This window comes from Tsuneonella troitsensis (assembly GCF_001441535.1).
Taxonomy (GTDB): domain Bacteria; phylum Pseudomonadota; class Alphaproteobacteria; order Sphingomonadales; family Sphingomonadaceae; genus Tsuneonella; species Tsuneonella troitsensis.
This window is the reverse complement of sequence record NZ_LMAU01000001.1, coordinates 168,461-187,849: the sequence shown is the minus strand read 5'-3', so window position 1 is coordinate 187,849 and position 19,389 is coordinate 168,461. Positions and strand designations below refer to the sequence as shown.

The following is a 19,389-nucleotide window of genomic DNA, read 5'->3' as shown; positions in this document are numbered from 1 at the left end:
CCGGTGAAGGCGACCCAGAAGGATTTCGCCGCAGTCGCCCCGCGAGCAGTACGCGCTTGCAAGACATTTTTCTTCTGCGGCCCGGACGAGGCTGGAGCCGCCGCCGCAGCTCAGCGGATCGCCGCGATGCTGGAGGAGCCAGGCGAGCAGGTCGAAATCGCCGGGGCAGATCTGCGGCGCGATCCCGTGCTGCTGGCTGACGAGGCGCGCTCCACCTCACTTTTCGCCGGGGTTCGCCATATCGTCGTCCGTGCCGCCGGCGATGAAGCGCACGACGCGCTTGCCAATCACCTGGCCGCAATCGATGCCGGCGAAGGGGCGGCCTGTCCCGTGCTCGTGGTCGCGACCGCAGCCACCGACAAGTCGCGGACCGCCAAGCTGCTGGACGGCCGGGCAGATGCATTGGTGGCGATGTTCTATCCGCCCGATCTCGCCCAACTGCGCGACGCGATCCGCACCGCGGGTGAAGAACGCGGGCTGCGGATGTCCGGACCGCTTGCCGAGCGGATTGCCCGGGGGACGAGTTTCGATATCCGCCTCGCGCGGTCCGAGGTCGAGAAGCTGGCTTTGTACCTCGATGCCAGCCCCGAAGCGCCGGTCACACCCGATGCCGAAGCGCTCGATGCGATCGGCGCGCGGACCGAGGACGACGGGTTCATGCCCATCGTCAACGCGGTCCTGGGGGGGCAGACCGAGCGCTTACCGGGCGAACTGGCGCGGATGCGCGAGCTGTCGCTAAATCCGGTCGGGCTGTTGTTGGCATTCGAGCGCCGCACTGCACAACTGGCCCAGCTCAATGCCAAGCTTGGTCGCAGCGACCAGATCGAGGCTTTCGTCGAAGCAGAGACGAAGGCGCGCAGGGTCTTCTTCAAGGACAGCCGGGACATCTCGGTGCAATTGAGGCGTTGGCGCGGTCGCAAGCTCGAGCGCCTCGTTTCCCGGCTGGTCGATCTGCATCGTGACCTGTTGGCGCACAGTCCTGCCAGCGAAATTCTCCTTGCGCAGGCGCTTGCCGGCGTGGCGGCCGCTGGCCGGCGGTGAGTGGTCGCGTTCAAAGGGGTCGAAAGGCGCTCGCGCCAATACGTTCTGTCGCAAAAACAAGTGCTTGCCCATCTCGCGAGAATTCTGCAGGGCGCGGCGGAGGGCGCCCGGATTTATCGGCTCCCTATCAGCAGCGCCCCGGCCTGTCGCGGAGCCGAGGATGAACGAGCCGATGGACTTGAGCCGAAAAATTTCCGAACTCGGGCAACCGTTTGCTCCATCCCTGGAGCGGCGGCGTGTCAGGCTCTACGCACTGATGTTCGCGCTCGATGCGGCTCTCATGCTGGGAGCGTACGGACTGGTGGAGTACCTCTACCTGTCGAGGCTGCGTATGCTGGAGGCGCAGCTTCTGCTTCCGCTGTATTTCACGATCGCCTTGTACGAGCCGACATATTCGATCCGCTCGTTACAGGATTGGCGGTTCGCGGCCCGCCAGGCGATAAAGGCGCTGATCCTGTCGGCAACCCTGCTGGTCTTCATTACGTTCTATGCGAAGACCACCGCCGAATTCTCCCGCGTGGTATTTAATGGCGGTCTTTTTCTGACCGGCTTTCTTGTAATCGTGTCGCGCAAACTGCTGGTCGAAGAAGTCCGACGCAGGTGGGGGCGAAGTGTCACCAACAGGCTGTTGATTGCCGCCGGCGGACCGGAGATCGACTGGCCGGAGACCATGCGTGTCGATGCGATGGAGCACGGCATCCTGCCAGATGCCAACGACCCCCAGTCTCTCGACCGGCTAGGCCGTTACCTCCTCAACATGGACCGCGTAGTGGTGAGCTGCGCTTTCAAGGACCGCAACGAATGGTCCAAGGCGCTGCGCGCAGCGGGTGTGCGGGGAGAAGTCGTGACCGATCGTCTCGACGAACTCGCCCCGATCGGGCTGGCCGTGGAAGACGGCTGGCGATCCTTGATCGTATCGACCGGTCCCTTGGCACTGCGCCAGCGCGCCCTGAAGCGCGTGTTCGACATCGTGGTGGCCGTGGGTGCGCTTGCGATCATGAGCCCGTTGATGTTGCTCACTGCACTGGCGATTAAATTGGAGGACGGAGGTCCCGTTTTCTTCGTCCAGCGCCGCCTGGGTCGCGGCAACCGCTTCTTCGACATGATAAAGTTCCGTTCGATGCGGCTGGATTGCAGCGACGAATCAGGCGCTCGCTCGACAGCACGCGGGGACGAGCGGACGACGCGCGTCGGACGGTTCATTCGCCGGACGAGTATCGATGAACTCCCCCAGCTATTCAATGTGCTGGCGGGAACGATGAGTGTGGTCGGACCCCGTCCGCACGCAATCGGTTCGCAGGCAGGCGAGAAGCTGTTTTGGGAAGTCGACGATAAGTACTGGAACCGACACTCGTTGAAGCCCGGGGTGACCGGACTGGCACAAGTCCGCGGCCATCGCGGTGCGACCGAGGAAGAGAAGCACCTGACCGACCGGCTGGGAGCCGACCTCGAGTATATCGCCAACTGGTCGCTTTCGGGCGACGCGATGATCGTGCTCAAGACGATCGGGGTCGTGATCCATCCGCGCGCCTACTGAGGCGCAGGTCAGTTCCCCTGTGGAACGCTGAACGAACCGCTGACGCGCCCGTTGCCGCTGCCGCCGACCGCGCCGGTGACCGACGAGGACCCGTTGGCGCGGCCGTCGACGCTCGAGATACCGGTCCTGAGGTCGATCACCAGCCGTCCGCCGTTTAGCGTATCGCCCCCGCGGTTGAGGCGCACGTTACCCGCCATGGTGATCACCCGCCGGTTGAAATCGTACACCGCGACTTCGCCCGCAGCGCGCTCGGTTCCGCGGGTCACCGTCACCCCTCCGGTAGCAGTGATGCGCTGGATGCTCAGCGATCCGGCATCCGAGTAATTGACCTGGGTGCGGGCAGCCTGGAGGCGCAGGCCGGCCTGGGTGATGTCCACGTTGCCCGACAGTACCACCCGGTTCTGCCGGTCCTGCAGCTCGATCCGGTCCGCCGCGTAGTTGACCGGCGCATTGGAATTGTGTCCCGCGATCGCCTGCGCGCCGACCTGGATTCCGGCCATCGCGACGAGCGTGACGGCAAATCCCGACAGGGCCCAACGGGCGGCGGTGATCGACTGACGCATCATCAAGGCATCCTCAGCTTGCCGGGAATCATGTTGAGCCGGGCATTTCCGTCCAGGGTGACCGTGCGGTCTTCCAGATCGGCCTCAAGCCGGTTGGCGGAGAACGTACCTGCCGGAATGGTGCCTTCGACGCCGCCCGCGCCCACAAGGCGCTTGCCCGGCAGGTCCACCGAAACGCCGCGGGCCATCATGCGATAGCCGTCGGACGCGGTCACCAGCACACCGCCGGGGACGGCCACGGTCTCGTCCCGTATTTCGTATTGCCCGGCTTGCGCGGTGACGCTGGCCGGACCTTCCGCCAGCAGGATGCGCGCCACGAGGTCTTGCATCCGCACGATGCCTTCACGGCCCGAACGCTGGACCGCTTCGCCCGCGGTGAGCGAGAAGGGACGCCCTTCGGCATCGGCGCCGCGATACATGGCGTTGTCCACCCGCAGCCGTTCGTCGATCACCTCGACCTTGTTGCGGTCGAGCAGGAAGCTGACCTCGCCGCGCGGGCTGAGGGGCGTGACGATCATCAGCGCGGCGATGACCCCGATGGCCATCGGCAGCGCTTTCGACAGGAATGACACGACCTTGTCGTGGGTCCCGCCGGGCGCGGCGAAGTGCTGCCGCGCGCTGCGCAGCTCCTTGGCCTCCTGGGTCTCGATGCGGGCGGAAAGGGTCATGGCAGGGCTCTAACGCGCGGCGGGCCTAATCGTGGCTGAACATGTCCTTGTCGGCCCAGCCGGCAAGGTCGAGTCGCGCGCGGGTCGGCAGGAAATCGAAACAGGCCTGCGCCATGTCGGTCCGCTGCTCGCGCTCCAGCCGTTGGGCGAGCACTTCGCGCAAGCGGTGCAGGAAACGTACGTCCGATGCAGCATATTCCCGCTGCGCTTCGTTGAGCTCGGGCGCCCCCCAGTCGCTGAGCTGCTGTTGCTTGGAAATGTCGGCGGCCAGCAGTTCGGACACGAGGTTCTTGAGCCCGTGGCGGTCGGTGTAGGTGCGGGTCAGCTTGCTGGCGATCTTGGTGCAGAACACCGGTGCGGCCATCACGCCCAGGTAGAAGTAGATCGCCGCCAGGTCGAACCGGGCATAGTGAAACAGTTTCAGCCGCTGAGGATCGGCCAGCAGGGCCTTGAGCCGCGGCGCATCGTAGGCGCTGCCCGGCGCAAAGCGGACGAGGTGCTCGTCGCCATGCCCGTCGCTGAGCTGGATCAGGCACAGCCGGTCACGGTGGGTGATAAGGCCCAGCGTCTCGGTATCGACCGCGATCGGCCCGTCGGCGAAAGTCACGCCTTCGGGCAGGTCTTCTTCATGGAAATGGACTGTCATGCGACCTCGCCCTTAGGCGCATCGGGGATAGAGGGAAAGGGGCGCTGGCGAGGCGGCGCGCCCCATCGTAACCGGTTGCCATGAGCGGCGATGCGATCCCGGAAAGCTGGCGGCCAGCGCTCGAAAGCGCGCTTGCGAGTCCGGAGGCGCGTCGGCTGGGCGGCTGGCTGCGAGCCGAGGAAGACGCCGGCAAGACGATCTACCCTCCTCGCGGCAGTCGCCTGCGGGCGTTCGAATTGACCCCGCTCGACGCGGTAAAGACTGTCATCCTTGGGCAGGATCCGTATCACGGACCTGGGCAGGCAACGGGACTGGCGTTCTCGGTGCCGCCCGGCGAGCGCATCCCACCAAGTCTCAGGAATATCTACAAGGAGCTGGAAAGCGATCTCGGACTTGCACCCCCGCGGCACGGCGACCTTCATCGCTGGGCCGAGCAGGGCGTGTTGCTGCTCAATGCCAGCCTGACAGTCGAGGCCGGGAGCGCCGGAAGTCATGCCGGCAAGGGGTGGGAAGCGGTAACCGACGCCGCTATCGCCGCGGTCGCAGCGCGCAGCCAGCCGACTGTCTTCATCCTCTGGGGCAGCCACGCTCAGGCCAAGGCGGCGCGCATCCCCAGGCTTCTGCGTGAGAGCCCGCACCTCGTCATTTCCAGCCCTCACCCCAGCCCGCTTTCCGCCCACCGGGGTTTTTTCGGGAGCAGGCCTTTCAGCCGGACCAACCACTTCCTTTCGTCGCGAGAGCGCGAAGAGATCGACTGGTCGCTGTAGCGGGGCGTTTGAATGGCCCTTTCGGCGGGCGGCACCACCGGGTAATCAAGGCGCGGTCGAGGAAGAGGGGGTGACTCGATGTCCGATGCACTTGCACATTGGCTGCTGGCCGCGCTGCTCGTGGTCGCCATGGCAATCTGTTACGAACTGGTTATCCGGTTTCATGCCCGGGTTCGCCGCATCGCGGACGAAGACAACGACGACGCCAGCGACGAGGGTTTCTCCCTTTCCGGCGTATTCGGACTGCTGGCGCTTCTAATGGCGTTCGCCTTCGGCATGGCGCTCGACCGGTACGAGGATCGCCGCCAGCTCGTCACGGTCGAGGCGATGGCTTTCGACACGCTATCGTCGCGCTTGGAGCTTCTCCCTGAGGCCGATCGCGCTGCGATCGCGCCGATGCTGAAGACCTATGGCAAGATACGGCTGGCCACGAGTATCGCGGCGGTGGAAGACCCGGCCAAGTGGGCCGAGGGACGCGCTCTCGCCAATGCGATAGAACGCCGGATCTACGACACGGTCGAACGGATGCCGAGCGATCCCCGTGCCGCATTGGTGGTCGAGGCGCAGGATGAGCTGGGCGACATCGCGACGGCACGCCATGCCGCGCGCGGCGCGAAGCTCCCGGTTGCCGTGTTGTGGCTGCTGGCGATCTACTGCCTCGCGGGGGCGGCCATGCTTGGATACTCGGTCGCGGCCACGAACGCCCGTCATCGGACCGCGGCCGTCCTGTTCTTCTGCCTTCTTTCGCTGGCTTTCGTTACCGTGCTCGATCTCGATCATCCCCGCGGCGGTCTGATCGTCGTGCCGCAGGATGAACTGGAAGCCGCGGTCGCCCGCATGACCTGACCTTGCCTGCGACGCCATTAACCAATTGCCCGAACGATTGGCCCATCGTCCCCGGCATATCGTGCGGCCATGCACCGCGTCACGATCGTCCTCGCCGCATCGCTTGCCGCCGGTGCCTGCGCCAACGCGACGCCGGCCTACGTGGTGAAGTACGATCTCGACCAGTTGGCCATCGACGCGTCGACGCACGAGGCGTCACCTGGCTTCGATAGCTTGCCTAGCCCGACCGGTCAGGCGGGCGGCGAGGTGCCACCCGCCTGACCGCGTCCAGACGGGCCGGCTTATCCGGCGATCAGCGATCCGATCAGCTCGCGTCCGTCGGTGTGAGTCACGTTGAAGATGATGAAAACTTCTTCGCGGTTCGGCCCGGCGAGCGCCCCGATAAAGGTCCCCTTGAAGCCGCTAGCGGTGTCGTCGATCGTCGCGTTGAAGGCCTCGCCGGTACCGATTGTCGCGGACAGCGGAAGAGTGGCGCGCACCACCTGGGTGCCGTTGACGTTCTCGCGAATCTGGATCGAACCGGTGATCTTCTTGTCGCTGGCGGTGACGGTCAGTGTGGTGGGAGCCGCGCTGAAGACGCCCGGCGCGGTCGCTTTCGGAGTTCCGCCCGCCACTTGCGCGGTGCCGTTGTAGACGATGTTGGCGGCGATCGCGGCGGTCGTCGTCACTTCGTTGAAGAAAACGGTCACGCGGTTGCTGCGCAGCATGCCGGGAACGGTCTCGCTGGTAAAGCTCTGCACGCGCTCGTAGGTCACCCGCAAGACGTTCTTGAACGGCAGTTCCAGCGCGATCGCATCGGTACCCTTGCGATAGGTACGCAGCGTGGCGGTCGCGGTCTGGCGGTCGGCGGCGGCAAAGCTCGGCAGGGTCGAACCGTCGGGCCAGACGAAGGTCACGCCTTCCGGCGCGACGGCATAGGTGATCGTGCTGTTGCCCGCCTGCCGGGTACCGTCGCTCCAAGTCTCGCTGCCCCCGGTGGGCATGAAATAGGCGAACACGTACGACGCGTTGGTGACCGAATCCGAGAAAGCCTTGCCGAAATCGAACTCGACCGGTGCGGGGGTCGGCGTGGGGGTGGGCGAGGGGCTCGCGGTCGGGGTAGGGGTCGGCGTGGGTGCCGGATCGCCGTCGTCGCCTCCGCCGAAACACGCTGCGACCAGTGTGCAGCTTGCCGCCACACTCAGCATTAGACCAACTTTACGGCGCACGCAGCGACACTCCCGTCCAGACCTGTGCCCGCGCGGTTGCAGGCGGAGCCGCGCGCCTACCCGTTATTGCGAACGGCCCGCAAGTCCTTTGAGGCCGATCGCAAAGCTTCAGCGCGGCAGTTCGCTGACCCCCATGAGCGCTTCGTCGACCGCGCGGGCAGCCTGGCGGCCTTCGCGGATGGCCCAGACGACGAGGCTCTGTCCGCGCCGCATGTCTCCGCAGGCAAAGACTTTTTCCTCGCTGGTGGCATAGCGCAGGGTGTCCGCGGCCACGTTGCCGCGTGCGTCGTAGGCCACCCCCGACTGGTCCAGCAAGCCGGCCTTTACCGGTCCGGTAAAACCCATCGCCAGCAGGATCAGGTCGGCCGGGATCACGAACTCGCTTCCCGCCACTTCCTCCATCTGCCCGCCGCGCCATTCGACGCGCACGCATTCGAGGCCGGTCACTTCGCCGCCTTCGCCCATGACTCGCTTGGCGAGTACCGACCAGTCGCGGTCCGCACCTTCTTGGTGGCTGGTCGAGGTGCGGAGCTTCAGCGGCCAGTCTGGCCAGGTCAGCGCCTTGTCCTCCTTCTCGGGAGGCCGCGGCATGATCTCGAGCTGGACGACGCTGGTGGCGCCCTGGCGATTGCTGGTGCCGACGCAGTCGGACCCGGTATCGCCGCCGCCGATCACGATGACCCGCTTGCCGGTCGCCACGAGGCTGCCGCGCGGGGCGGCGCGCACTTCGTCGTCCCCGGCGTTGCGTTTGTTCTGCTGGGTCAGGAATTCCATCGCCAGCCGCACGCCCGGCAGTTCCGCGCCAGGGATCAGCAGACGCCGCGGCTCTTCCGCGCCGCCGGCCAGCACCACCGCGTCGAAGTTCTCGCGCAGCGAGGCGAACGAGACGTCGACGCCGACCTCGGTGCTGGTGCGGAAAGTAACGCCCTCCGCCTCCATCTGGACCGCCCGCCGGTTGACGAGGTGCTTCTCCATCTTGAAATCGGGGATGCCGTAGCGAAGCAGGCCGCCCAGCCGATCTGACTTTTCGAACACGGTTACAGAATGCCCGGCCCGGGCGAGTTGCTGGGCGCAGGCAAGGCCGGCCGGACCGCTGCCGACCACCGCCACGCGCTTGCCGGTCCGTTCGACTGGCGGCTCGGGCACGATCCAGCCCTCGTTCCATCCCCGGTCGACGATCGCGCATTCGATTGACTTGATGGTCACCGGCTGATCGACGATGTTGAGCGTGCACGCCGCCTCGCACGGAGCGGGGCAGATGCGTCCGGTGAATTCCGGGAAGTTGTTCGTGGAATGGAGGACGTCGAGCGCATTCCTCCAGTCCGCCTCGTAGACGAGGTGGTTCCAGTCGGGGATCAGGTTGTTCACCGGACACCCGTTGTGACAGTACGGGATGCCGCAATCCATGCACCGGGCCGCCTGCAGCCGCAGGTCGGGCTCGGGATGCGGGACCACGAATTCCTTGTAGTGGCGGACGCGCTCCTTTGGATCGGCGTATGTCCGGTCCTTGCGCTCGTATTCGAGGAAGCCGGTTTCCTTGCCCATTATTCTGCCGCTTCCATCGCTGCTTCGTTACGTTCCGCCTCGAGCTGCTTGAGTGCACGGGCATAGTCGGTCGGCATGACCTTCACGAACCCGCCGACCGCGTTTTCCCAGTCGTCGAGGATCGCGGCAGCTTTCGCGCTGTCGGTGTGCAGCTTGTGCCGTTCGATGAGTATCCGCAGCCGCTCGGCGTCGTGCCGCAGCATGTCGCCCAGGCCCAAGTCGTCCACCGAGCGCGGGCGCTGGAGCGGCCGGCCGGTCCCGTCTTCCTCGTCGCGCGCGGCTGAAACCGGGGCAAGATCGACCTGCGCGGTGTTGCACAACCGGGCAAAGGTGCCGTGGGGGTCGTAGACGTAGGCCACGCCGCCGCTCATGCCGGCCGCGAAGTTGCGCCCGGTCTTGCCGAGCACGACGACCGCGCCGCCGGTCATATATTCGCAGCCGTGATCGCCGCAGCCTTCTACCACCGCGATGGCGCCCGAATTGCGGACCGCGAACCTCTCGCCAGCTACGCCGCCCAGATACGCCTCGCCCGCAATCGCGCCATAGAGCACGGTGTTGCCGACGATAATGTTGCTGCCCGGATCGCGGTCGACGCCGGCGGGTGGACGCACCACGATGCGCCCGCCCGACAGGCCCTTGCCGACATAGTCATTGGCGTCGCCGGTCAGTCGCAGGGTGATCCCGTGCGCCAGCCATGCGCCGAAGCTCTGCCCGGCGACCCCGGTGAACTCGATCCGGATCGTCTCGGGCGCCAGACCCTGGTGGCCATGCCTGCGCGCGACTTCGCCCGACAGCATTGCCCCGACGGTGCGGTTGACGTTGCGGATCGGGCGGGCGAGCTGGACGGGCTCTCCCTTGTCGATGGCGTTGCGGCAGGCGGTGATCAGCTCGACGTCGAGCGCGCCGTCGAGCGCATGGTCCTGCGACTGCGATTGGAACAGTGTGTGCCCCGCGACCGGCTCGACGCGGTGGAGCAGGCGCGACAGGTCGACGCCGTGCGCCTTCCAGTGCCGGGTCGCACGGTTCATGTCGATCCGGTCGACCCGGCCGACCATCTCCTCGACCGTGCGGAAACCCATCTCCGCCATGATCTCGCGTAGTTCCTCGGCGACGAAGAAGAAGTAGTTGATCACGTGTTCGGGCGTGCCGGTGAAGCGCTTGCGCAGCACCGGGTCCTGCGTCGCCACGCCGACCGGGCAGGTGTTGAGGTGGCACTTCCTCATCATGATGCAGCCCGCCGCGATCAGCGGGGCGGTGGCGAAGCCGAACTCGTCCGCGCCGAGCAGCGCGCCGATCGCGACGTCGCGACCGGTCCTGAGGCCGCCGTCGACTTGCACCGCGATCCGGCTGCGCAGGTCGTTGAGCAGCAGCGTCTGCTGCGTTTCGGCTAGGCCGATTTCCCACGGGCTGCCGGCGTGCGTCAGGCTGGTCAGAGGTGAGGCGCCGGTACCGCCTTCGTAGCCCGAGATCGTGACGTGATCCGCCTTGCACTTGCTAACCCCGGCGGCGACCGTGCCGACGCCGACTTCGGACACCAGCTTGACCGAGATGCGCGCCTGCCGGTTCACGTTCTTCAGGTCGTGGATCAGCTGCGCCAGATCCTCGATCGAGTAGATGTCGTGGTGCGGCGGCGGCGATATCAGGCCCACGCCGGGGGTCGAGTGGCGGACCTTGCCGATCACCTTGTCGACCTTGTGCCCGGGCAGCTGACCGCCTTCGCCGGGCTTCGCGCCCTGCGCCATCTTGATCTGGATGTCGTCGGCATTGACTAGGTATTCGGTGGTCACGCCGAAGCGCCCGCTGGCGACCTGCTTGATCGCGGAACGCATGCTGTCGCCGCCCGCCATCGGTACGAAGCGGTCGGGTTCCTCGCCCCCCTCGCCGGTGTTGGAGCGGCCGCCGATGCGGTTCATCGCGATCGCGAGCGTGGTATGCGCTTCGCGGCTGATCGAACCGAAGCTCATCGCTCCGGTGCTGAAGCGCTTGACGATCTCGACCGCCGGCTCGACCTCGTCGATGTCGATCGGGGAGTCGGCGGGCTTCAGCTCCATGAGTCCGCGGATCGTGAGCAGGCGTTCCGACTGTTCGTTGATAGCCTTCGCGAAGTGGCGATAGCGGTCCTGCGAGTTGCCGCGCACCGCGTGCTGCAGATCGGCGACGGTGCCGGCGGTCCAGGCATGGTCCTCGCCGCGCAGGCGGAACTGGTAGATTCCGCCGACGTCGAGCATGTGTTCGTAGATCGGATTGTGGCCGTACGCGATCGCGTGGCGGCGCAGGGCTTCCTCGGCCACTTCGGCCAGGCCGACGCCTTCGATCGTGGTCGCGGTGCCGGTGAAATAGCGGTCGACGAACGCGCTCGACAGGCCGACCGCGTCGAAGATCTGCGCGCCGCAATACGACTGGTAGGTGCTGATGCCCATCTTGGACATGACCTTGAGGATGCCCTTGCCGATCGCCTTTACGTAGTTTTTCTGCACTGTTTTCGCGTCGAGATTCGTCAGTTTCGTCTGGCGAATCTGCTCAAGCGTCTCGAACGCGACGTAGGGATTGATCGCTTCGGCGCCGTAGCCCGCGAGCACGCAGAAGTGATGCACCTCGCGCGCCTCGCCGGTTTCCACGACAAGGCCGGTCTGCATCCGCAGGCCCTGGCGGACGAGGTGGTGGTGCACTGCGGCAGTGGCGAGCGCGGCGGGCAGCGGCACCCGGTCGGGGCCTTGCGCGCGGTCGGACAGCACGAGGATGTTGTGATCCTGCAGCACCGCCTCGGTCGCCGCCCAGCACATCTCCCTGATCGCGAGCTCGACGCCTTCGACCCCGGCGCTGGCATCCCAGCAGATGTCGATCGTTTCGCAGCGGAACGCGCCGTCGAGCGCGGCCTCGACCGAGCGGATCTTGGCGAGATCGTCGTTGGTCAGGATCGGTTGGCTGACTTCGAGCCGCTTGTGCGTGCCGGCGTCGTGACCCAACAGGTTGGGGCGCGGGCCGATCATGCTGAGCAGGCTCATCACCAGTTCCTCGCGAATCGGATCGATCGGCGGATTGGTGACCTGCGCGAAGTTCTGCTTGAAATAGTCGAACAGCAGCCGCGGCCGCTGCGACAGGACCGCGATCGGCGTGTCGGTGCCCATCGACCCGATCGGATCGTCGCCCGCCTGCGCCATCGGCTCGAGGAACTTGGTCACGTCTTCCTGGGTGTACCCGAAGGCCTGCTGGCGCTGCAGCAGGTCCGACGCGGGTGCGGGCACGGCGGACAGCTCGGGCTCGACATGGTCGAGGTCTTCGAGCTTGTACTGCGCCGCCTCGAGCCACTTGGCGTAGGGCTCGGCGCTGGCGAGTTCGGCCTTCAGCTCCTCGTCCTCGATGATGCGGCCCTGTTCCAGATCTACGAGCAGCATCCGGCCCGGCTGGAGCCGCCACTTGCGCACGATGTCTTCCTCGGCGAACGGCAACACGCCGCTTTCGGAGGCGAGGCAGATGAAATCGTCCTTCGTCACGACATAGCGCGCCGGGCGCAGCCCGTTGCGATCGAGCGTCGCGCCGATCTGGCGGCCATCGGTGAAACACACCGCCGCCGGTCCGTCCCACGGTTCCATCAGCGCGGCGTGGTATTCGTAGAACGCGCGCCGTTCGGGATCCATCAGCGGGTTCTTGGCCCACGCTTCCGGGATCAGCATCATCATCGCATGGGCAAGACTGTAGCCGCCGAGCAGCAGCAGCTCGAGCGCGTTGTCGAGGCAGGCGGTATCCGACTGGCCATGCGGGATGATCGGCCACAGCTTGTCGAGATCGGCGCCCAGCAGCGGCGATTCCATCGTGCGCCTTCGGGCGTTCATCCAGTTCACGTTGCCGCGAACGGTGTTGATCTCGCCGTTGTGCGCCATGAAGCGATAGGGGTGCGCCAGCCGCCAGCTCGGGAAGGTGTTCGTGCTGAAACGCTGGTGGACGAGGCCCAGCGCCGACACGCAGTCTTGATCGCGCAGGTCGTCGTAGAAACTGCCGACCTGGGTCGCCAGCAGCAGCCCCTTGTAGACGATCGTGCGGCTCGAGAAGCTGGGGATGTAGAGCTGGGTCAGGCCCGCGATGCCGAGCTTTTCCTCTTGGCTCTTGAGCGGGTTCTGCGTCTGCTTGCGGATGACGATCAGCTTGCGCTCGAACGCATCCTGGTCGGCGCAATTGGGTCCGCGCGCGATCACGCACTGGCGCATGACGGGCATCGAGGCGACGACCGCCTTGCCGAGGCCGTCGAGGGTGACCGGCACGTCGCGCCAGCCGACCAGCCGCTGGCCTTCCTTGGCGACGAACTTTTCGAATTGCTCGGTCACGAAAGCGCGTGCGCGTTCGTCCTGCGGCATCATGCACTGCGCGACCGCGTATTCGCCCGGCGAGGGGAGGTCGTGCCCCTCGGCCAACGCCCACTTGCGCAGCAGCGGATCGGGAATCTGGATCAGGATGCCTGCGCCGTCGCCCAGCAGGGGATCGGCGCCGACCGCGCCGCGATGATCGAGGTTGGCGAGGATTTCGAGCGCACGAGTGACGATGTCGTGGCTTTTCACGCCCTTGATATGCGCGAGCAGCCCGACGCCGCAGGCATCGTGCTCGTTGCGCTGGTCGTACAGGCCCTGGGCAGGCGGAAAACCCATCGTGCTTCTGATCCATCCCGTCGTTCGGCCGCGCCGGGCGAACCGCCGGGCAATGAAGCACGACTCGTCACGTCACCCCGCGCAGCAATTTGTCGCGAAGTTCGGCAATGGCGAAACGAACGGTTTTCCGCAACCGCGAAGGGATTTGAGCGGGCTAAAGCACGGCTATCGCCGCGCCTCTCGCTCAGGCCACGCCGCTGAGTTTCCGGAGTTTTTCGAGCGCGTCGCGCAGCGCACCCTCGGTCTGGGCGCGATCGGGTCGTTGGCTAGGGAAAGGAACGACCGGTTCATCGCCGGAACCGGCAAGGCGGACCGCATCGCGCTGCGACGGCCCCGAACCGGTCATCGCCAGCAGGGACGAGTATCCTTCTTCGGCAGTCGCTGCGGGTCCGTCGAACGTTTCGTCGTCGTCGGACTCGGAAACGGCAAGCGGGGGCCGGACCTGTTCCAGCCGCGTGGTTTCGCGATGCTGCTGGAGGGCCTTCGCAAAGCGTTCGACCAGTTCGACGATAGACGGTTCGCGCGCGGCGCCCGGCATTGCGGTGCCCGGCTGGCCGTCGTCGATCGCGGCGTAGCCGAAGCCTTGCTCTCGATATTCGCCAACCTGCTCGACCGGGAATTCCTCATCCACCGGTAGCGGTGCGCGGGTTTGCTCGAGCGCGTCTTCGGTCGAGGAATGCCAGTGGGCTTCGATTTCGCTATCCTGCGGCTGATGGCCTGGCGCCCGGTCGCTATCGTCGAAGGGCGCGTGATCAGCGACGGGAGTCGCTTGTTCCGTGTCGGCGATCCAGCGTTCGACATCGGTCGGCGTTGCGTCGGCGGCGTCGGCATCGATGCCGTCGGGGCCAAGTTCCTCGAGCGCCGAGATCGGACGTTTGGCCGCTTGGCCTTCGAACGGTGCGGACGCGGACGTGGCCGACGATTGTTCGCCAGCTTTATGAGACGCGGCGATGCGCGCCGCGATGGCAATGCCGACTAGTCCTCCGATTGCCGCGGCGACGAGGGCGATCACGATCTTGGCGGTCATGCCCAGCGGTGCCTGCGCGGCCACGAACAGCGATGACAGTCCACTCGCTTCGGCCATTCGCTCCAGCAGCACGACCGGTAGCACGAGCGTGCCGATACCGAGCAGGGCGGCAAACCACAGCGCCACGATCGCCGGAAACGCCGGATGCGCGCTGACCGGGGCTTTGGCCCTCGAAGTGCGCTTACGCTTGTCGGTCACTGAACCACCCCGCTGTTGCGGAAGCATCGTGCCGGCCCGTGCCTCACGCGGCGGCCGACAGCTTCCCGTCAGCCCGTCGAGTTAGCAGCAGTTGGTAAACGTCCTGATAACGACGAATATTGCGCGCCCAGTCGTGCCGGTCGCGAACGTGGCTGCGGGCGCGTTCGCGCAGGGCGGGCCACGCATGGCGCGCGTCTAGCAGCGCCGCGAGCGCATCGGCGCAGGCCTCGGCATCGTCGGGCGGAAACAGCACGCCGGTCTCGCCGTCGACCATGAGCTCGCGGTGGCCGCCGACGTCGCTTGCGGCGACCAGGCAACCCTGGGCCATCGCCTCGAGCGGTTTGAGCGGAGTCACGAGTTCGGTCAGACGGCTCGCCTTGCGCGGATAGGCCTGGACATCGACGAGCGAATAGTAGCGTTCGACTTCGCCGTGCGGCACGCGTCCGGTGAAATGGATCGCCGCGCTGGCGGGCGAAGCGGCGGCCTGCGTCCGCAGCGCCGCATCCATCGGTCCGCCGCCGACCAGCAACAGGCGCGCGCCCGGATGCCTTTCGCGCAGGAGCGGCATCGCATCGATCAGGATGTCGAGGCCTTCGTAATCGTAGAAGCTCCCGATGAAGCCGACCACCGGATCGCCGGGTTCGACGCCGAGCTGGCTGGCGAGGGCATCGTCGCGCGGTGGCGGGTCGCCGAACATCGCCAGGTCCACGCCGTTGGGCGAAAGCCCGATCTTGCCGGCCGGATGGCCGCGCGCGATCAGGTCGTCCCGCAGGCCGTGGCAGATGGTGAAGACCGCGTCTGCATCTGCGACGACCCGGTCCTCGAGCGCGCGGGTCAGGCGATACCTGACCGATCCGGCCCTGCCCGTGCCGTTGCCGACCGCCGCATCCTCCCAGAAGGCGCGGATCTCGTAGACCACCGGGATGCCGAGCGCCTTGCCGGCGCGGACCGCGGCGAGCCCGCACAGCGCCGGTGAGTGCGCATGGAGAACGTCGGGCCGCCACTCGCGCGCCAGCCCGGCGATCGCGTCCGACAGTCGGCCGATTTCGCGCCACTCGCGCATTCCCGCCGGGCCGCTCGCCGCCCCGCCGTCGGTGCGGTGAAACAGCAGACCTTCGGCGACTTCGGCCACCGGGCCGCCGTCCTCGATTCCGGTAGCAGTGTGCCGCAACCCGGTGATGCCGCGCACGTCGAGTCCCGAAGCCGACTGCGCGGCCATGATCGCGCGGGTGCGGAACGTGTAACCACTGTGGAGCGGCAGCGAATGGTCGAGGACGTGGAGCACGCGGGTCATGCAGAGGTTGTCGCACGACAGGCTTAACGGCGCGTCAACCGCCGGGGTGTAGGCGCGCTGGGACCGATGATCGACCTGTTCGCCCTGGCGCTGTCGCATGGCCTGTTGCTGCTGATGGTTCTGCGGCTGATGGGCCGTGACGATCTCGATACCGATCCCCCGCGCGCCGAATCGCAGGACGATCCGGCGTGACCGACGCCGCGCTGTTCCTGTTCATCGCGGTCGTCATGCTGCTCGGCCTGCGCCGTCCGTTCGTGTGGGTGCTGGCCTATATCTACATCGACACGCTGAGCCCGCAGGACATCGGCTGGCGGATCGTGGCATCGCTGCCCGTATCGCTGATCGCGTTCTGCGCGGCTTTCGCTGGATGGCTGCTGGCCGATCCCAAGCGCGGCGCGACGTTCGGCTTTCGCCAGTGGCTGATGACGATCCTGCTGGTCTGGTGCGCGATCACGACTGCCAATGCCGACTTCCCGGTGGAAGCGGCGGCCAAGTGGGACTGGGTGTGGAAGGCGATGGTGTTCGCGATCTTCCTGCCGCTGACGCTGACCACGCGGCTGCGGATCGAGGCCACGGTGCTGACGATGGTGCTGACCGCCAGCGCGATCATCATCGGCGGCGGGATAAAGACCGCAACCGGCGGTGGCGGCTACGGCACGCTCTACCTGCTCGTGAACACGAACACGGGGATGTACGAAAGCTCGACGCTGTCGACCGTGGCGATCGCGATCATCCCGCTGATCCTGTGGGCCATGCGGCACGGCACGGTGTTCGCGCCCGACTGGCGGGTGAAGACCTTCGGCTATGCACTGATCTTCGCGTGCCTGCTGATTCCGGTCGGGACCGAGGCGCGCACCGGCCTGCTGTGCATCGCGGTGCTCGGCGTGCTGATGCTGCGCGAAGTGAAGCGGCGGTTCGTCTATATCGCGGCGGCCGGCGCGCTCGGCCTCGTCGCGCTGCCGTTCCTGCCGCAGACCTGGTACGAACGGATGGCCACGCTCGAAAGCCACGAGGAGGATACCTCCGCCTCCACCCGCGTCGCGGTGTGGGAATGGACGATCGATTACGCGAACAGCCATCCGATGGGCGGCGGCTTCGATGCCTATCGCGGCAACGAATTCGCCTACAAGGTTCCAATCCGCACCGGGGAAGGCAACACCCGGTCGGTCACCTATCAGGATCACACCGACCAGGCCCGCGCCTATCACTCGGCGATCTTCGAGATGCTGGGCGAGCAGGGCTGGCCCGGGTTGCTGCTGTGGCTGTGGATCCACGCGCTGGGCCTGTGGCACATGGAGCGCATCCGCCGCCGCTGGAAGGACCGCGCGGGTGCGGGGCAGCAGTGGCAGGCGCCGCTCGCGATGGCGCTGCAGTTCGCGCAGGTCATCTACCTCGTCGGATCGCTGTTCCAGGGAATCGCGTACCAGCCGTTCATCCTGACGCTCGTCGGCGTGCAGTGCGCGCTGTGGAGCTGGTGCCGCAACGCCGATTCGGTCAGCCGCAAGCGCCCGCGCCGACATTTGGCCCCACCTCGTGCAGGGGATGCCGTAACGGCACCGGTTGCGCCGTTGCGCTGAGGCTCCACATGCGCCATGAGGCTGGCTGCTTTACGTTAACGGCAAGCCAAAGGAGAGGCGCATGACCCCGCAGGAACTGCAGGCCAAGGTCGGCGAGACGATCGGCACCAGCGAGTGGGTCGAGGTGACCCAGGAACGCATCAACCAGTTCGCCGATGCGACCGGCGATCACCAGTTCATCCACGTCAACGAGGAAGCGGCCAAGATGACGCCGTTCGGCGGCACCATCGCCCACGGCTTCCTGACCCTGTCGTTGATCCCGATGATGCGCGCCAAGTCCGATTGCCCGCGCCCCGAAGGCGTAAAGATGGGCGTCAACTACGGCGGCAACAAAGTCCGCTTCCTCGCTCCCGTCCGCTCCGGCAAGCGGGTGCGCGGCCATTTCAAGCTGCTCGAACTCGTCGAGAAGCGCCCCGGACAGTGGCAGGAAACTATGGAAACCACGATCGAGATCGAGGGCGAGGACAAGCCCGCGCTGATCGCCGAGTGGATGAGCCAGTTCTTCGTCTGATCGACGCCCTCCCCGGGACCGCATCAACCCAACGCAATTCAGGAATTTCATCATGTCACGTGACGCCGTCATCGTTTCCACCGCCCGCACCCCGCTGACCAAGGCAGCGCGCGGCGCATTCAACAACACCACCGGCGCGACGCTGGGCGCATGGTCGATCAAGGCCGCGGTCGAGCGGGCCGGGATCGACGGCGCCGAAGTCGACGACGTGCTGATGGGCTGCGCGGTCCAGCAGGGCTCGACCGGAGGCAACGTCGCGCGGCTCGCCGCGCTTCGTGCCAGTCTTCCGGTTACGGTCCCCGGCATGACCATCGACCGGCAGTGCTCGAGCGGCCTGATGAGCATCGCGACCGCAGCCAAGCAGGTCGTGATCGACCGGATGGACATCTGCGTCGCGGGCGGCCTCGAATCGATTTCCAAGGTCGTCGGTGCGGGCAAGATGTTCGTCGAACCCGACCGCGAGCTGCTCGAGATGCACCCGCACATCTACATGCCGATGATCGGCACCGCCGAAGTCGTCGCCAAGCGATATAACATCAGCCGCGAAGCGCAGGACGAATACTCGCTCCAGTCGCAGCAGCGAACCGCCGCGGCGCAGGCCGCGGGCAAGTTCGACGACGAGATCGTTGCCTGCAACGCGACGATGGCCGTGGTCGACAAGGAGACCAAGGAAGTCTCGTACAAGGACGTCACCGCCGACAAGGACGATTGCAACCGTCCCGACACCACGCTCGAAGGTCTCGCGAGCCTCAAGCCGGTGATGGGCGAAGGCGGCGTGATCACCGCCGGCAACGCCAGCCAGCTTTCCGACGGTTCCTCGGCCTGCGTGGTCATGGAAGCCGGCGTCGCCGCCAAGCGCGGGCTGGAGCCGCTGGGCCGCTATGTCGGCATGGCGGTGGCCGGTACCGAGCCCGACGAGATGGGCATCGGCCCGGTCTTCGCGATCCCCAAGCTGCTCAAGGCGTTCGACCTCAAGATGGACGACATCGGCCTGTGGGAACTGAACGAGGCGTTCGCGGTGCAGGTGCTCTATTGCCGCGACCAGCTCGGCATCGACAACGACAAGCTGAACGTCAACGGCGGCTCGATCTCGATCGGACACCCGTTCGGCATGACCGGCGCGCGCTGCGCGGGCCACGCGCTGATCGAAGGCAAGCGCCGCGGCGTGAAGTATGCCGTCGTCACGATGTGCATCGGCGGCGGTCAGGGCGCGGCAGGCCTGTTCGAGGTATTCTGAACGGCCTACCGCTTAGCTAATTGAAGCCGGATCTGGTCCCTGAGCGATGGGTGCCCCGCCGGACGTGGTTGTCATCGCCTGAAA

17 protein-coding genes are annotated in these 19,389 nt (G+C 66.3%); 9 read left to right on the top strand and 8 right to left on the bottom strand.

Annotated elements, in window-relative coordinates; all coding sequences use genetic code 11:
- The first annotated feature begins 3 nt into the window (after nucleotides 1-3).
- Entirely contained in the window at nucleotides 4-1,041 is a 1,038-nt protein-coding gene (locus tag AR323_RS00940; protein WP_057882072.1) for a DNA polymerase III subunit delta, read from the top strand.
- Between the two features lie 160 nt (nucleotides 1,042-1,201).
- Nucleotides 1,202-2,578: a sugar transferase gene (locus AR323_RS00935; protein WP_057882071.1), complete on the top strand. Its 1,377-nt coding sequence runs from the start codon at nucleotides 1,202-1,204 to the stop codon at nucleotides 2,576-2,578.
- A gap of 8 nt (nucleotides 2,579-2,586) precedes the next feature.
- Here AR323_RS00935 and AR323_RS00930 read toward each other — a convergent pair whose 3' ends face one another.
- From AR323_RS00930 to AR323_RS00920, 3 genes are read right to left on the bottom strand one after another with little or no spacing between them, the layout of a single operon-like run.
- Complete coding sequence (locus tag AR323_RS00930) at nucleotides 2,587-3,141, bottom strand: LptA/OstA family protein (RefSeq protein ID WP_057882555.1); 555 nt, start codon at nucleotides 3,139-3,141, stop codon at nucleotides 2,587-2,589.
- A 2-nt stretch (nucleotides 3,142-3,143) separates the two neighbouring features.
- The gene (gene lptC, locus AR323_RS00925) at nucleotides 3,144-3,809 is read right to left on the bottom strand and encodes an LPS export ABC transporter periplasmic protein LptC (protein WP_057882070.1); all 666 of its coding nucleotides are present in this window, start codon (nucleotides 3,807-3,809) and stop codon (nucleotides 3,144-3,146) included.
- 25 nt (nucleotides 3,810-3,834) lie between these two features.
- Nucleotides 3,835-4,455 (bottom strand): ribonuclease D, encoded by a 621-nt coding sequence (locus tag AR323_RS00920; RefSeq protein WP_057882069.1) that lies wholly within the window; start codon nucleotides 4,453-4,455, stop codon nucleotides 3,835-3,837.
- A gap of 80 nt (nucleotides 4,456-4,535) precedes the next feature.
- Here AR323_RS00920 and ung point away from each other — a divergent pair, with 80 nt between their 5' ends.
- The 3 genes from ung to AR323_RS00905 all read left to right on the top strand — a co-directional run bounded on the left by ung (nucleotide 4,536) and on the right by AR323_RS00905 (nucleotide 6,329).
- Nucleotides 4,536-5,222, top strand: a complete 687-nt coding sequence (gene ung, locus AR323_RS00915) for a uracil-DNA glycosylase (protein WP_057882068.1) — start codon at nucleotides 4,536-4,538, stop codon at nucleotides 5,220-5,222.
- A gap of 78 nt (nucleotides 5,223-5,300) precedes the next feature.
- A complete protein-coding gene (locus AR323_RS00910; protein ID WP_057882067.1) occupies nucleotides 5,301-6,068 on the top strand; it encodes a bestrophin-like domain in 768 nt (255 codons plus the stop codon).
- 69 nt (nucleotides 6,069-6,137) lie between these two features.
- Nucleotides 6,138-6,329 carry a hypothetical protein gene (locus AR323_RS00905; RefSeq protein WP_057882066.1) on the top strand — a complete coding sequence of 64 codons (192 nt, stop codon included), beginning with the start codon at nucleotides 6,138-6,140 and terminating at the stop codon, nucleotides 6,327-6,329.
- Nucleotides 6,330-6,349: 20 nt separating this feature from the next.
- Here AR323_RS00905 and AR323_RS00900 read toward each other — a convergent pair whose 3' ends face one another.
- The 5 genes from AR323_RS00900 to AR323_RS00880 all read right to left on the bottom strand — a co-directional run bounded on the left by AR323_RS00900 (nucleotide 6,350) and on the right by AR323_RS00880 (nucleotide 15,980).
- Entirely contained in the window at nucleotides 6,350-7,276 is a 927-nt protein-coding gene (locus AR323_RS00900; RefSeq protein ID WP_161808697.1) for a transferrin-binding protein-like solute binding protein, read from the bottom strand.
- Between the two features lie 108 nt (nucleotides 7,277-7,384).
- Entirely contained in the window at nucleotides 7,385-8,821 is a 1,437-nt protein-coding gene (locus AR323_RS00895) for a glutamate synthase subunit beta (RefSeq protein WP_057882064.1), read from the bottom strand.
- The gene (gene gltB / locus AR323_RS00890) at nucleotides 8,821-13,461 is read right to left on the bottom strand and encodes a glutamate synthase large subunit (RefSeq protein ID WP_057882063.1); all 4,641 of its coding nucleotides are present in this window, start codon (nucleotides 13,459-13,461) and stop codon (nucleotides 8,821-8,823) included. Before gltB ends, AR323_RS00895 begins: the two co-directional genes overlap by 1 nt.
- Nucleotides 13,462-13,645: 184 nt before the next feature.
- The gene (locus AR323_RS00885) at nucleotides 13,646-14,686 is read right to left on the bottom strand and encodes a hypothetical protein (RefSeq protein WP_057882062.1); all 1,041 of its coding nucleotides are present in this window, start codon (nucleotides 14,684-14,686) and stop codon (nucleotides 13,646-13,648) included.
- A 43-nt stretch (nucleotides 14,687-14,729) separates the two neighbouring features.
- A complete protein-coding gene (locus AR323_RS00880; protein ID WP_057882061.1) occupies nucleotides 14,730-15,980 on the bottom strand; it encodes a TIGR04063 family PEP-CTERM/XrtA system glycosyltransferase in 1,251 nt (416 codons plus the stop codon).
- Nucleotides 15,981-16,046: 66 nt separating this feature from the next.
- On the opposite strand from AR323_RS00880, the gene AR323_RS15235 reads away from it, so the two are divergent.
- The 4 genes from AR323_RS15235 (at nucleotide 16,047) to AR323_RS00865 (ending at nucleotide 19,305) form a co-directional block, all read left to right on the top strand.
- Complete coding sequence (locus AR323_RS15235) at nucleotides 16,047-16,172, top strand: hypothetical protein (protein WP_268810490.1); 126 nt, start codon at nucleotides 16,047-16,049, stop codon at nucleotides 16,170-16,172.
- Complete coding sequence (locus tag AR323_RS00875) at nucleotides 16,169-17,557, top strand: DUF5935 domain-containing protein (protein ID WP_235510409.1); 1,389 nt, start codon at nucleotides 16,169-16,171, stop codon at nucleotides 17,555-17,557. The genes AR323_RS15235 and AR323_RS00875 overlap by 4 nt, the downstream gene beginning before the upstream one ends.
- Nucleotides 17,558-17,618: 61 nt before the next feature.
- A complete protein-coding gene (locus AR323_RS00870) occupies nucleotides 17,619-18,068 on the top strand; it encodes a MaoC family dehydratase (protein ID WP_057882060.1) in 450 nt (149 codons plus the stop codon).
- A gap of 52 nt (nucleotides 18,069-18,120) precedes the next feature.
- Complete coding sequence (locus AR323_RS00865) at nucleotides 18,121-19,305, top strand: acetyl-CoA C-acyltransferase (RefSeq protein ID WP_057882059.1); 1,185 nt, start codon at nucleotides 18,121-18,123, stop codon at nucleotides 19,303-19,305.
- Nucleotides 19,306-19,389 lie beyond the last annotated feature (84 nt).